The sequence below is a fragment of the Halanaerobaculum tunisiense genome, from assembly GCF_054657635.1.
Genome location: NZ_BAAHYI010000004.1, coordinates 90,006 through 105,411, shown reverse-complemented (window position 1 = coordinate 105,411; position 15,406 = coordinate 90,006). Strand labels below are relative to the sequence as shown.

Sequence of the window (15,406 nt, the reverse complement as noted above, 5' to 3'; positions counted from 1 at the left end):
ACTTTATTCTCTAGTTAAAGCATCTACTGGACAAGAATAAACACACTCCTGACAATGTAAACAATCTAAATCTTTATCAGTACCGTCAACAAAATCATAAGGTTCTAAATCCATTGGACATTCTTGCGCACATATCTCACAATCAACACATTTTTCTTTATCAACTCTAATTTGTTTTGGTTGTGCTGTAAACTTATCTTTTAAATCTCTAGTACTCCGCTTTAACTTAACTACTAAAGCTGATAATGATCCCATCGGACAAAAAGAACACCAAGTTCGCTCGTGAAATATAATACCTAAAATAATAGTAATAGCACTTGTTAGAAAAATAATTTTATAAAATACAAACCCAATCTTAGCTAAGTCTCCTCCTGAATTAATAATTCCCGCTACAAAATTATAGATTAAAAAGATAAAAAAGGCTACTCTAAAAGTAACTGTCTTAAATAAACTAGGAATCTGTGTACTCCGACTGACCTTAGCTAATAAATTATCATTAAAGCTCCCCCGAGGACACAAAGCTCCACACCAGACTCTACCTTCTTTCCAAGTAGCTACTATTACTGGGGCCAACATACAAACTAAAGCTATACTCCCAATAATCGGATACTGCCACCCCAAAACTAAAAACGCTACTAATAAAATCCAGATCCACCGACCAATAAAACCTATTATTCCTTGTTGTCTCATCTACTGTCCCTCCTTATTAATAAATAACTATTCACAACTATATTGTCCATATAATCTAATTATGAAACATTAAATTATCATATTTAAATAATACGATATATATTGCAAATAACTTACTAAAATTATATATCCTTAAACCACCTTTGTCAACAAAAAAATGTTTTCTAACTCACAGACATTAGAATGAATTTTCTACCCCTTAACTTTAATTTATAATTTTCATTTGCTTATCTAATTAATTAGATAAGCAAATGAAATACCTATCCCAGCCCCTGTTAATACATCTGAAGGATAATGAACACCTAAATAAATTCTAGAAACACCTACTACTGAAGCCAAAGTAATAAATAAAAAACTATAGGCGGAAAAATTAAAACTTAAAGACATAGCTAAAGAAAAACTAGCTGTAGTATGACCAGAAGGAAAAGAATAATCTGCTACAGGAACTACCTGTAATTGCTCAATATTCTTAAGCACCTTATAAGGACGTAACCGATTAGCTAATCGTTTAACAATTTGAACTACTAAATGACTAGCAGCTAAAACTACTAATATTTCTTTACCTACTGGGGATTCTATAACAGTTAACAATAAACCAATAGAAATAGTAAAGATAGCACTTCCTAAGTGAGTTACATAGAGCATAATTAAATTTAAAATTCTACATCTTACTTTGGTAGATATAAATAGTAATATTCTGATATCCCACCGCCTTAGTAAACCACTCCTCTCTGTTAATCGATTCATTTGACTCCCCACTTTCTATTCGGAGATAATTGAGAAATATTATTTTTTCATATTTAGTGTATCCCATAAAAAGTCTTTTATCCCCAATTGGACCCATTAAATAGAATTATACTTAAAACAAACTGGTAGCAGGGTACACTGCTACCAGACAATAGCTATAAAATTAAGGCTCCTAGCCAAGCAAATAAGATTAAAGGAATGTTATAGTGTAAAAATGTTGGGACACATGTATCCCAAATATGATCGTGTTGACCATCAACATTTAGACCAGCAGTTGGCCCTAATGTACTATCAGAAGCTGGAGAACCAGCATCACCTAAAGCACCTGCTGTTCCAATTAGAACAATCGTAGCTAACGGACTAAAACCTAAAGACTGGGCCAAAGGCACATAAATAGCAGCTATAATAGGAATTGTTCCAAAGGAAGTTCCAATCCCCACTGTAACTAATAAACCAACAACTAACATCAGTAATCCACCTAACAATTGACTACCACTAATTAAAGTAGTTACTGACTGAACAATAGAATCCACACCACCAGTAGCTCTAATTACATCTCCATAGCCACCAGCAATCAACATTACAAAAGCAATAACTCCCATCATCTTAACTCCATCATCAATTAAATCATTTAGTTTATGCCAATCCACACTACCTGTAACTACCAAAATAGTCAAGCCTACTAAAGCACCTAGTGGTAAGGAGTCAATAGTTAACTGGATTACTAAAGCAGCTAGTAAAGCCACTAAAGAAAAAACATGTTGTAAATTCCAACTTACCTCTTCCTTATTTTCTGTTACTTCTTGCTCAGTTAACTTTGCTTCATAATCTCGATCACTATTATAAGTAATAAAAATAGCAACTAATAAACCAACAACCATCCCTAACACTGGAATCCAAATTACACCTGCAATCTCTCCTAGGCTAACTTCCATCCCATTAACAGCCATTTGATCCCGAATAATCTTATGAAAAGCAAGTCCAAATCCAGCTGGAATAGCCATATAAGGCGCTTGTAAGCCAAAAGTTAAAGCTGAAGCTACAGCTCTTCGATCAATCTTTAACTTATTAAATAACTTTAATAATGGCGGTATTAAAATAGGAATAAAAGCAATATGAACAGGAACTATATTCTGGGATAAAGAAGAAAAAATAGCAATAATAACTACAAAAATCTTCTTTTGCTTACCAACAATTTCACTTAAACTATTACTTAATAAGCTTACTATCCCTGTCTGTTGTACTGCAGCCGCTAGAGCCCCTAATAAAATATAACTTAGAGCAATATCAGTGCTAGCTCCCATACCATCAATTAAAGTATTCATAGTTTCTGTTAAACCTAATCCTCCAGTTAATCCTCCTACAAGTGCTGCTACAAGTAAAGCTAAAATAACATTTAAATTAGCTAAACTTAACCCAATCATTGTTATAACTGATATAAGTACTGGATTCATAATAATCCCCTTTCTTATTTTATTACTTTAATTAATTAAAACATCATAAAATTAACATATGAACTACCAAAAGTCAAGCAAATAATAAAATCCTTATCTATTCTGCTGGTAATAATTATAATAATTCTCTAAAACATCCATAATTGCTTGGCTGATAGCTATATAATCCTGATTATATAAATTAGCTAAGGAAACACGCAAAGTCCATTTCGGCCCATCAAAACCTGCTCCTGGGAGGCAAATAATAGCTTTTTCAGCTGCTAGCTTGATGATAAAATCAAGCGCCAAAAAGTTATCAGTCAAATAAGCAGCAAACTCTTCATTATATTCTGCTTGCGCTAAAGAAGCAATATTAATCAGGGTATAATAATGAGCCGCCTGACCTCCCTTTAAATAAGAGAATCCTTCGGGGAATGCAGAATACAAATTTTTAATCCGCTTATCCAGTATCTCGGTAATCATATCTTTATATGATTTTTCCTGATCCATTAGATCAAATAAAGAAAGTAAAGCCATAATTGCTTGTTGGGGACAGGATAAACCACCTGTATGGGCCAACGCCACATCTCGACTATCCATCTCTAACCGATCTATAAACTTAATCCTATCTGGTTCAGTAGATACAATACTATATCTTTCCTCTAACTCAACTTGTTCTGCAACTGGAAGTTGGTCAAGTAAGCTATCAATTACATTATCCTGATGAAGCATAATCACTCCTAGTCTCCACCCTGTCACTCCAAAATACTTAGAATAAGAATAAATACATAGTGTATTTTCCGGTATCTGACTTACCAGAGAATAAAATCGATCCACAAAAGTAGCATAAACAGTATCTGTGATCACAATTAAATCCTGACGTTTAGTCTGGACTAAATCAACTATCTGATCAATAGTTTCCTGACTGATTCCTACAGAAGTAGGATTAGTGGGGTTAACCAAATAAAGTATCTTAATTCTATCATCCTCTAACTTCTGTAACTCCTCGTCTGGAATTTGCCAGTTTAAGTCTTCACTTTCTCTGATTTCTACATTAATCAATTCATAATCCTCTAATTCAGGAATCTCTAAGTAAGGAGAAAAGATAGGAGTTACTGTAGCTATTCTATCCCCGGAACTAATAATTTTACTCTTTTTTAATGACTTAAAAGCATACACCATTGCCTCAGTAGCTCCTTCAGTAGCAAAAAAATCAAAATCGGCTACTGAATTAGTAGCAGATAACAATACATCATCTAAATAAGCCCCCACAATCTGTCTAGTATGCGGTAAAATCCGTGGCGGTGTCGGATAAAAATCTCCTAAGGCTGCATCTACCAGTTCAAATATAAAGTCATTCTGGTCTAACTGAAGCTCGTTTTGAACATATGCAATAGCATCTTGTAAAAAATCTGCTTCTTTACTCTCATCTTTCGTTAAATATTCTTCTAATTTATTACTAATCCCTTGCTTAGCAGGTCGAAAACCTAAAGTTCCCGCAGTAGCCTTTTCATTTGCTATCTCGGTAGAAAACAGAACCAATTTAGCAAAAGCTTGTCTAACTATAGTATTTAAGAAGTTAGGATTACCTCGCCCTGAATTTAGAAGGTTACATCCTCCATCTCTAGAACTGATTTCTACACAGGCTTGAGCAGCTTTATCTTCTAACAAGTCTTCTGTTTCAAAGGGACTTAACTTAGTATACTCTAGTTCTTCGGCGTAGGTTACATCAGGTGCTAGAGCTATTTTATCTCCTTTGGTAGCTTGAGATCCAGTCATTCCGTACCTACCTCCTAACTAAAATCAATTTACTATTCCCCAATCCCTAATTCTATTATATCCCACACTAACCAAAAACTATTTATTATTCTCCTAGTAATTATTAACAAATAAACTAACTAAAAATCATCTAGTGGACAAATCAAGCATAGATTAGTACTAGAAAGGAGGAACAACTAATATGAGGAAAGGAATAACAATTATAGGCATCTGCTTACTCGCCCTAGTAGTCATTGGCCCGCAAACTTTAGCTGCCAACCAAACTCTATATCAACTCCAGACTGCTGAACAAATCAAAGTCAAACTAACTGCTGATTCAGCTATTAAATATGATGTCTTTGCTGATGGAGAAAAAATAGCCCGGGTCACAAGAGATACTCTCCAATTTTTCACTGCTACTTTCAGGCTCCAGGACTTAAAAGGGAATCAGCTTTTAACAGCTAACCTCCCTACTGGACTTACCCCCTTTGCTTCTTCTTCAATCAAGGTAAAAGATAATACAGACCGATTAATAGGCTATATCCATAAAAGAGAATTAAGCAGCACTGTCTACAATAGATCCAGTAGGAAATATCAAATTCAAGTCTTTAATAACCGACAACAACTATTAGCAACTTCAAAAATTATTAACCAATCTGATCAACCAGTAACTAGTGATTTTACTAATCAACAACATAAAATATTTAATCTACAAGAAAAAAAGCCTGGTACTATCTACCAAATTAATAATATTGATGCAAATATACCTGTCTTTTATTCTATCTTTACTGCCTGTGCACTTCCTAAACTACAAAATATGAATTAAAAATTAAGTAGGACAGAGATGATCACCTCTGTCCTTACTCTTATTATAATCAGCTTGCTAAAGTTGGTTGAGAATGATTATTATGATTCCTCTTATAAGTTAACTAAATAGGCTGCCTATTTATTTCAATCCTTGTTTTAGTGGAAACTACACCCCTCTATAAAACTAAACCCTGGCAAATCGAATTACAATCCCCTTAAGCAAAATAAGCTAACGCTTATCCCATCCAGCCTACTAAGGCTGGATGGGAATGAGCATTATGATTCTCTAATAATCAAGATCAGTTTACAGATTTTGATTAGTTTCAATCCTTGTTTTAATGGAATGAGCATTATGATTTGCTGTTTGTTCTTCTAGCTTCTTGATCGTGCAAGTTTCAATCCTTGTTTTAATGGAATGAGCATTATGATACGATTACATCTGAAAGTCTAGTAACTGCACTTGCCAGTTTCAATCCTTGTTTTAATGGAATGAGCATTATGATTAGAAAATATAGAGAAATTGCAGACAAAACTAGAGAAGAAATATGTTTCAATCCTTGTTTTAATGGAATGAGCATTATGATTCAACAGGAATTACAAGTGAAGTAGTCGAGTTAACAGGTTTCAATCCTTGTTTTAATGGAATGAGCATTATGATCATCTGTCTTTTGATACAAATATAGTTCATCATAGATAGTTTCAATCCTTGTTTTAATGGAATGAGCATTATGATTCATATTATCATAAGAGAACTCACCGTCACCAAAACCGTTTCAATCCTTGTTTTAATGGAATGAGCATTATGATATTAATGATATACTGCTAGCACTGCCAGACCAGGCTCGTTTCAATCCTTGTTTTAATGGAATGAGCATTATGATGATAATCTAACAGGTGATAGCTCAGTATATACAGGGTAATAGTTTCAATCCTTGTTTTAATGGAATGAGCATTATGATTTCACTGGTGCGCTGAGTGGGGATCGAACCCACACGTTTCAATCCTTGTTTTAATGGAATGAGCATTATGATTTTCTACTATTTTCTTTGCTTGGGTTCCACTCTTCGCAGTTTCAATCCTTGTTTTAATGGAATGAGCATTATGATTACTAATTACGATCGTGTATATTCACCTAAAAAGATGTTTCAATCCTTGTTTTAATGGAATGAGCATTATGATATATTGCTCTGCCGTTGTCGTCGTATTCAATGAAAGTTTCAATCCTTGTTTTAATGGAATGAGCATTATGATAATTCTTGTAGATCAATAATTTTTCTACTTATCTGGCGTTTCAATCCTTGTTTTAATGGAATGAGCATTATGATTGATACTTTAACAGGTGTTATTTCGTCTTTCCAAGAATGTTTCAATCCTTGTTTTAATGGAATGAGCATTATGATGAGTAGTCTGCTGATCAGGACGGATCAGATACGGGGGTTTCAATCCTTGTTTTAATGGAATGAGCATTATGATAGTTGTAGTAATAGTAGTATAGTATTTAATAAGCACGTTTCAATCCTTGTTTTAATGGAATGAGCATTATGATCATATTTTTCAGCTTTCCCACGGCTACAATCTCTGAACCTATGTTTCAATCCTTGTTTTAATGGAATGAGCATTATGATTCTCGAATTTAGCTCGGTTAGGATTGTATTTGTCTAGTTTCAATCCTTGTTTTAATGGAATGAGCATTATGATTTTAACTTGCTCACCTTTCATCATTTCTTCAAAACTGTTTCAATCCTTGTTTTAATGGAATGAGCATTATGATTTTAACTTGCTCACCTTTCATCATTTCTTCAAAACTGTTTCAATCCTTGTTTTAATGGAATGAGCATTATGATACTTAAAGGAGAGTGGATTAAATGAGTGAGCTTATCAGTTTCAATCCTTGTTTTAATGGAATGAGCATTATGATACACTCTAAGGCGTAAATATGAAAGGGAACAAATTAAGTTTCAATCCTTGTTTTAATGGAATGAGCATTATGATAAAAAACGCAGAAAGATGGAGAAACGAAGGTATTATATAGGTTTCAATCCTTGTTTTAATGGAATGAGCATTATGATATCGAACGCATCAAAACTCATGTCCCCAACATTAAGTTTCAATCCTTGTTTTAATGGAATGAGCATTATGATCTGCAGTATCATTAATCGACCAAGTTCAGTAACCAGTTTCAATCCTTGTTTTAATGGAATGAGCATTATGATAAGAAGGATATGACACTTTAAAAGCAACTGACAGAGGTTTCAATCCTTGTTTTAATGGAATGAGCATTATGATATTAATTTGAGTTACTATTATATTAGCATACACAAAGTTTCAATCCTTGTTTTAATGGAATGAGCATTATGATGATGACAAAACTATCTTGTACATTCCCAGACGTATCTAACTGAGTTTCAATCCTTGTTTTAATGGAATGAGCATTATGATAATTTTGGGGATAAGCAATTATATGTTGAAGAGGGGTTTCAATCCTTGTTTTAATGGAATGAGCATTATGATTTGACTGATTCGGAAACAACTTCAAAAGCCTTTTTATTGTTTCAATCCTTGTTTTAATGGAATGAGCATTATGATATTATATCAGGACTTGCAGGAGTCGAGCTTGACTATCAGAAGTTTCAATCCTTGTTTTAATGGAATGAGCATTATGATGCAGAGTGATAGCTTGGTTACTATTACTCAAATTGCGTTTCAATCCTTGTTTTAATGGAATGAGCATTATGATAGTAGAAAAATTAGAGCAATTTGATGAGGAGGTCAAGTTTCAATCCTTGTTTTAATGGAATGAGCATTATGATAGTAGAAAAATTAGAGCAATTTGATGAGGAGGTCAAGTTTCAATCCTTGTTTTAATGGAATGAGCATTATGATTTCTTCTTCTGTCAAAGATATTAGCTCTGATACAAGTTTCAATCCTTGTTTTAATGGAATGAGCATTATGATCCGTTTTTGATCTAAATCCCTACCAATACAGGGCTTCAAGGACATTTCTTTATCAACTAACTCCCCTATTTTAGCATCGAATATTCATACATTCGACCGTTCAAACCAGGAAATGCCGTAAAAATAAAGCCTCTCTCAATCACTATCAATATAGTATTTATCAAAGTTCGTATAATTATACAGCAATAATTTTCCGGCGTCACTACTAACAATCTCCAATCCTACTTCAATTTTATAAAAAATAACTCCTAAAGTCAAACCTATTTACTTAACACAAATATTCCTGTAACAACAGTCTTTACACCTTCTCTTATAAGAAGTTGCCTCCGGATAATAATTTTCCTCTACTATCTTAATAATCTCTTCTAATATTCTTTCTACTTCCCTAAAATCATTCTGGGTAATAGATATTTCCTTTAACTGATTCTTACTTCTAGTATAGACAATAAAAGCTTTCTTTACTCCTATATCAAAATTATCCTCAATCAACATACTATACATTACAGCTTGATACTTATAAGTCCTAAATAATCTGTCTTTATACTTAGCAAATTTATAATCTAGAGAGGCAGCAGTACCATCTTCCAAAAACAAAATCTCATCTGCTATCCCATGAATCTGATACTTATCTGAACTTAATTTCTGATCAATTAACTTCTTTTGGACTCCAATCTTTTTTCGTAAATACTTCTTATTTGTCTTTCTTTTTCTTTCGTGTACTTTTCTACCCTGCTGTACTTTATATCTTTGGTCTTCTTTTTGCTCAATCCGCAAACACAACATAAAATAAATAAACCGCGGGCAATATAAATACTCAATCACTTCCGAAGGAGTAATACTTACTTTATTAGCCACAATAATCACCTATAACACTAATGTTTTTAATTCGTCATTCACCTTGTCCTTATTAAAAATTTCCCCTCTTAATTCTACCTTCTTAAAATCCTCCTGACACATAGGAAACATATAAACTGAATCCTCATCTTGATCCATCATTTCTTCTGAATATAATAATAATTCATCAGCTGTTGTCTCCTCAATATTACCTAAAAATACAGACTTTTGTACTCGATACAAACCTAATGCAATAGCCTTATCTGCTATTTTTCTTCTAGCAACATCCTCCACTATATCGTAAACAAACCAAGTTAAAATAATTTCAACTCCTTTCTTACTCGTTTATTAATTGATTAGCTAACTTATGTAAATCAGATTGAATAGTAGCTTCCCGTTCTATTTCCCGCCCATTATACCGAACCTGTTTAGCAAAATACTCATTTAATTCCTGAATTAATACTTTCTTCCCCTCTTCATTTAAAGTTAATCCTCCGTAAATATCATTAAAATAAGACTTCTTAATCTGTTTTCTACTGCATAACTTCATTACTATCCGATCTATATGATGCCGATAAGGTTCGATTACATCAAAGACAAAAGATTGCTTATTATAGTTATCAGTATGCAAAATTCCAATATAAGGATCTAAACCAGCTATAATACAAGCTTTTTCCACTTTAGAATATAATACTCCATAACCATAATTCAGCAGACAATTAAACTGATCTTGGGCTGGCCGATAACTCCTACCAGAAAACTCATATCTATCAGGAACTAAATAACTTAGTATTTTAAAATATTTCCGACCGATATTTCCTTCGTAACCCATAAGTTGATCTCTCACTTCCTCTACTAGCCCTGTGACATTACTTAATTTAGTTCTCAATTGTTGGATATCCTCAACTGCCTGCTCTATCTGCTCTTGTTTCTGTTTACTCCTTCTCCGGGCCAACTTCTCTAAGTGATCTACTGAATTATCCACCTTTTTGAGCATTAACTCTTTAACTAGTTCAGTCCCTGCTTCTTCTTTAGCTAATTCTAACTGCCGCCTTCTGATATAATTAGTACTTCCTAACTTAGAATGCCAGACCTTACCTACTGAATCACCATGCTCGTCCAAAAACTGAACTTCAATATTATTATCTAGAGCTAACTTAATAGCATCACTACTAACTGAAGCCCCTGTAGTTATCAAAATGGAATCTACTTTTTTAGTTGATACTTTAGTCTTTTCTCCCTCAGCTTTAAGCTCAAAACAACTCTTTTCCCGGTGCAAATAACTACCATAGGTATTAACTACTAATTGCATTACATCCTCCTATCTACATTAATTTCTCCCTGTTAAACAAATCTTTTTAGATTATTATTCCATATTAGTTATATTTTATAACAAATCCAGCCAATCTCCTTAGACTAATTCCTTCTTTTGAAGTGTACCAAAACCTCGAGCCACTGATTTACCTAATCCAATATATTCTGGGAGCGAAATATTAGAATAAAACTTACCAACAAACCCAATCATTTTTTTATTCTTAAACTGAACTTCTACTTCCTCTAAATCAGGTACTACTTCTATCTCCTCTTCTATCCACCAGTCAACTCCTTTAGCATAAGTTAAAATATTACCAATTAAGATTTTAGCAAAAAAATCTCTTTGCTTCTTAGAAGACTTGTCTCTTATTTCTTCTATATAACGTTTATAATTACGTTGGTTTAATCCTACCCAAGGTGCATAAAATTGATACTCAAACTTAGGCATTGCTATATCTGTTACCACTTCTAATTCCTGATCAACTATTTCTAATCTACCTTCTGGTTCTATATATTCTTCCCCTGCTAAAACGAGTTTTTCAATATCTAAAAATTTATTGGTAATTAAGTTGGCCCCTTCTTCTAGGCCAATTATTGTAGGTAAACCAGCAATAATCTTATACTGGATCAATGGATAAGCATAGCGATAACTACCATCTTCTTTATGATTATGAAATAAAACTTCTTCAAAGCGATTAGCAAAAAAACCTCGTAATTTATGTCCATAGCGCAAAGGTAATTTATCTGATAAATCAAATTTTAATATTGCTTGTTTAACTTCTGTCATTTCTAGCACTCCTTCATTTATTGCATTTAGTTAAATAACTTAAATATCTTTTTAAGTATACTTTTTCGACCAAGATACTTTACAAAAGCAGCCGGACCTTTGAATATCTTTTTGATAAAATTAGCTTTGCAAGCTAATTTATAAAGCAGATTAACAATCTTCAAACTTTCACCTCCTAGCTTTTTTTATCTTTATTTATTTCAATCCTTGTTGTAATGGAATGATCATTATGATTCATCAAAGTATTGTAGTATTTGTTGCTGTGACTTCTGTTTCAATCCTTGTTGTAGTGGAATGATCATTATGATTATATAGATATTTGTTTTCTAAGTTAATTGATATTTGTTTCAATCCTTGTTGTAGTGGAATGATCATTATGATCTAGATTAGACATACTCACATTATTCACCTCCTTCAGTTTCAATCCTTGTTGTAGTGGAATGATCATTATGATTTTGCAACTACATTTTGTCTTTTATTTTCCTCGAACATTTTACGAGTTTCAATCCTTGTTGTAGTGGAATGATCATTATGATCAGATATGGCAGTGGATAATCTTGTGCATGAGGAAGAGTTTCAATCCTTGTTGTAGTGGAATGATCATTATGATGAGTATGTCTAACCTGGCTAAGAAGAAGATATGTGACAGTTTCAATCCTTGTTGTAGTGGAATGATCATTATGATAAAATTGAGGTGCTAAAAGTGTGGAATTATCTCTCGTTTCAATCCTTGTTGTAGTGGAATGATCATTATGATTCCTACTGTCCGTTCCAGGAGATGTGTCTTATCATCTCGTTTCAATCCTTGTTGTAGTGGAATGATCATTATGATTTTTGCTTTCCTGTAATCCGCCTGTTAGCTCGTTTAGTTTCTGTTTCAATCCTTGTTGTAGTGGAATGATCATTATGATCTAGCCTGTTTCTCGCTAGAGAATCTGTTAACTTCATCATGTTTCAATCCTTGTTGTAGTGGAATGATCATTATGATAAGTACTATCCACATTTGTTTTATTGACTGTATCGCGTTTCAATCCTTGTTGTAGTGGAATGATCATTATGATTGCGGTAGCGACTTAGGAGAAGCAAAAGAAAAGATGTTTCAATCCTTGTTGTAGTGGAATGATCATTATGATTAGAAACTTGACTGACAGTGTGCTACTCCGGGAAGGCGACAATAGTTTCAATCCTTGTTGTAGTGGAATGATCATTATGATCCATCAACATAAACAGTTACATAATTATCTGCTTGTTTGTTTCAATCCTTGTTGTAGTGGAATGATCATTATGATCCGTTTTTGATCTAGATCCCTATCAAAACAGGGCCTCAAAGGCATTTCTTTATCAACTAACTCCCCTATTTCAACATTGAATATTCATACATTTGGCCACTCAAACCAGGAAATAGCGTAAAAAATAACCCTCTCTCAATCAGTGTTAATATAGTATTTGTCAAGGTTCGCATAATTATACAGCAATAATTTACCGTTATCACTAATAATTTCCTTTGATTCTTAATCTTATTTTATAAAATATTCTTCAAAAAATCAACCAGTTTTAAAAACTATCATATAATCAAAGTACTTTGCGGAGAAGATTTAGGTTCTCTACAAAAACCTGTATCTTCATCATATAAATACTTCTTTTGGTCGTCATAGCTTACATAATTGATAAACCTAAATTCTTTTATTATTTGATAATCTCTATAGTATTTATTTAGTTGATTACTATAGACACTTATTCTATACTTAGCTAACTCCTTTTTAATTAGTTCAATTTTACCTATTAAAGAATTTAATTTTTCTTTATCGTCATTAACCTCTTTAAGTTCTTCGTATAAAACTGATAATTCATCTATCTTCCCTTCCACATCTATAACATTTCCCGCTTCATCCTGACCTTTTTTACATATAATGATATCTTCTTTACCTGCTTGGTACTCAATTAATTTAAAGGCTTTAATTGGGATTTGATTATCTATTTTTTTGGAATAATTTAATTCAGTTATAGCCTTTAATAATTGAATACTATCTCTTTTATACGAATTTCTGATTTTAGTAAAATAATCTTTACTTAAATCTATAAAATCCTTAGCCTCATAATGATCCTTTTCTCCCATAACTTCTTCACAAATCTCAATCAGTTTACTATCATAAACCCTTTTACAATATTCATTTTCTTTTTCATCTTCTAGCTTAACCACTTTAACTTTTCCTTTACCTGGGGCCAACTCCTGATTTCTATTACAACGGCCAGCAACTTGGATAATAGAATCTAAGGGCCCAAAATCTCGATAAACTTCTTCAAAACTCAAATCAACTCCAGCTTCAATTAGCTGTGTTGATACTACAATTACTTTTTCTCCACTTTCAACTTTTTCCCTAATCTTATCTATTTTTTCTTTTCGATCTTTAGGTATTTGATAAGTAGTTAAAGAAAAAATTTGATAGTCAGCAAACAAATGATCAAGCTTTTCAAAAACATCTAACGCTGCAGTAATAGTATTGCACACAACCAACCCATTATTACTGTTAAAATTAATATCAAAATAATTTACAAATTCATCTATATCTTTAGATTTTAATTCATCTATAATTTCTAAATCTACTCTATTAAAAACCGACATCTTAGCATATTTTTCATCATCTACTAGACTTATAACGTCATTTCCTGGAATTATTTCTGGCTGAGTAGCTGTTAACAACAAAATATGAGTATTAAACTTCTTAGCTAATATCTCTAGTACTTTTCCTACAATCCGATAATATTTAACAGGAATATTCTGTACTTCATCAAGAATTATAATTGAATTAACAATATTATGGAATTTCTTTAGAAAACTATTTTTATTTCCAATAATACTTTGTAATAACTGAACAAATGTAGTAACTATATTTCCTGATTCCCAAGATTCTAATAGTAACTTTTCCTCTAAATACTTATCTAAATCTTGACTTTCTTTACTATCATCTCCTAAATCAACATCTCTTTTTAATTTCATCGGAGTAAGATAATGATGTCTCAATAAATACTTAGTTGGATTCTTTCTATATTTATCTCCTAAATTAAACTCTATAATGTCCTCCAAAATATCATGGTTTTGATCAATAATCGAAGTAAAAGGTAAGCAATAGATGATTCTTCTACCTTGATCATAAAAATCCTTAACTCTATTTGCAAAAGCAAAAGAAGTAAATGTCTTTCCTATACCTGTAGGAGCTGTTAGACTATACAGATAATTATTCTTTTTAAGTTGCGAATTATTTAATACTTCAGTAAAAAATTCGTTTCTAGCTTCATTAATTGACTTACTAGGATCAAATTTTTCCGGTTTTTTCCTCCGACAATCATCAATATAGTCTTTAATATCTATCTCTTTTTCTTCTGCACCATCAAAATAACTATTATCTACCCTAGCAGCATCCTTTTTATCAGTATCTATCACTACTGAATAAAGTAAATTAGTAATTAAAAATAATTCAATAGTTTTATTTTCCCCAGCTTCAAACATATCATCAAACCAAATAATTTCCTCAAACTTATCAATTAATTCATCTTCTTTAGCAATAATTTCAGATAATTCAGTAAATAATTCTTCAACCTCAAAATCAACCTCTGTTAATAATTCATTATAAATTTTCTTAACATTATCTTTAGTATTATCTTTAATATTTTTCAATTGATCTTGGGTTTCATAAAGAATATCTCTTGGTTCTTCCAATGGGGACTCCAAATTTCCATGATGTCTCTTAATCACCATATAAGCAATCATAGCAAATATCTCATCATCAAAATGTTTATCTACTAATAGGTAACCAAATAAAGCAGAAATTAAACCATGGTGAGAAAGTTCATGCTTCTCACCATGAATAAGATAATTTTGAAAAAAGGTTGTTGCTTTACCGAAATCATGTGCAACACCTATTAAATAACTAATTTTAACTAACTTATCTTTTTTAATAATAGAAGATAAATCTAAATCTTTACCTCTGATTTTATTCCTGCTTTTCTCAGCAACATTTTTTAAATGAATATATAACTTTTTCTTATTCTGTTTTGAATAATGAGAATATAACTTATCCAT

At 32.2% G+C, this 15,406-nt stretch carries 10 protein-coding genes and 2 CRISPR repeat arrays; of the genes, 1 reads left to right on the top strand and 9 read right to left on the bottom strand.

Annotated elements, in window-relative coordinates:
* Positions 1 to 3: 3 nt before the first annotated feature.
* The 4 genes from ACYQ3D_RS05030 to ACYQ3D_RS05015 form a co-directional block, all read right to left on the bottom strand.
* Positions 4 to 690: a 4Fe-4S binding protein gene (locus ACYQ3D_RS05030; RefSeq protein ID WP_459836838.1), complete on the bottom strand. Its 687-nt coding sequence runs from the start codon at positions 688 to 690 to the stop codon at positions 4 to 6.
* 231 nt (positions 691 to 921) lie between these two features.
* Entirely contained in the window at positions 922 to 1,437 is a 516-nt protein-coding gene (locus ACYQ3D_RS05025; protein ID WP_459836837.1) for a phosphatase PAP2 family protein, read from the bottom strand.
* A gap of 155 nt (positions 1,438 to 1,592) precedes the next feature.
* On the bottom strand, positions 1,593 to 2,891 hold the full coding sequence (locus ACYQ3D_RS05020) for a Na+/H+ antiporter family protein (RefSeq protein ID WP_459836836.1): 1,299 nt from the start codon (positions 2,889 to 2,891) through the stop codon (positions 1,593 to 1,595).
* Positions 2,892 to 2,984: 93 nt separating this feature from the next.
* Positions 2,985 to 4,649 carry a bifunctional aspartate transaminase/aspartate 4-decarboxylase gene (locus ACYQ3D_RS05015; protein ID WP_459836835.1) on the bottom strand — a complete coding sequence of 555 codons (1,665 nt, stop codon included), beginning with the start codon at positions 4,647 to 4,649 and terminating at the stop codon, positions 2,985 to 2,987.
* Positions 4,650 to 4,830: 181 nt separating this feature from the next.
* On the opposite strand from ACYQ3D_RS05015, the gene ACYQ3D_RS05010 reads away from it, so the two are divergent.
* Positions 4,831 to 5,454, top strand: coding sequence for a hypothetical protein (locus ACYQ3D_RS05010; RefSeq protein WP_459836833.1), 624 nt, complete (start codon positions 4,831 to 4,833; stop codon positions 5,452 to 5,454).
* Between the two features lie 301 nt (positions 5,455 to 5,755).
* Positions 5,756 to 8,390: a CRISPR direct-repeat array (repeat unit 37 nt; unit sequence GTTTCAATCCTTGTTTTAATGGAATGAGCATTATGAT).
* Positions 8,391 to 8,654: 264 nt separating this feature from the next.
* Here the strand turns inward: ACYQ3D_RS05010 and cas4 are convergent.
* From cas4 to cas3, 5 genes are all read right to left on the bottom strand, one after another.
* Positions 8,655 to 9,245 (bottom strand): CRISPR-associated protein Cas4, encoded by a 591-nt coding sequence (gene cas4, locus ACYQ3D_RS05005; protein ID WP_459836831.1) that lies wholly within the window; start codon positions 9,243 to 9,245, stop codon positions 8,655 to 8,657.
* Positions 9,246 to 9,254: 9 nt separating this feature from the next.
* Positions 9,255 to 9,545 carry a CRISPR-associated endonuclease Cas2 gene (gene cas2, locus ACYQ3D_RS05000; protein WP_459837002.1) on the bottom strand — a complete coding sequence of 97 codons (291 nt, stop codon included), beginning with the start codon at positions 9,543 to 9,545 and terminating at the stop codon, positions 9,255 to 9,257.
* A gap of 16 nt (positions 9,546 to 9,561) precedes the next feature.
* Complete coding sequence (gene cas1 / locus ACYQ3D_RS04995) at positions 9,562 to 10,536, bottom strand: CRISPR-associated endonuclease Cas1 (RefSeq protein WP_459836830.1); 975 nt, start codon at positions 10,534 to 10,536, stop codon at positions 9,562 to 9,564.
* A 99-nt stretch (positions 10,537 to 10,635) separates the two neighbouring features.
* Positions 10,636 to 11,325 (bottom strand): CRISPR-associated endonuclease Cas6, encoded by a 690-nt coding sequence (locus ACYQ3D_RS04990; protein WP_459836829.1) that lies wholly within the window; start codon positions 11,323 to 11,325, stop codon positions 10,636 to 10,638.
* 197 nt (positions 11,326 to 11,522) lie between these two features.
* A CRISPR array of direct repeats spans positions 11,523 to 12,614; the repeat unit is 37 nt; unit sequence GTTTCAATCCTTGTTGTAGTGGAATGATCATTATGAT.
* 275 nt (positions 12,615 to 12,889) lie between these two features.
* The gene (gene cas3, locus ACYQ3D_RS04985) at positions 12,890 to 15,406 is read right to left on the bottom strand and encodes a CRISPR-associated helicase Cas3' (RefSeq protein ID WP_459836827.1); all 2,517 of its coding nucleotides are present in this window, start codon (positions 15,404 to 15,406) and stop codon (positions 12,890 to 12,892) included.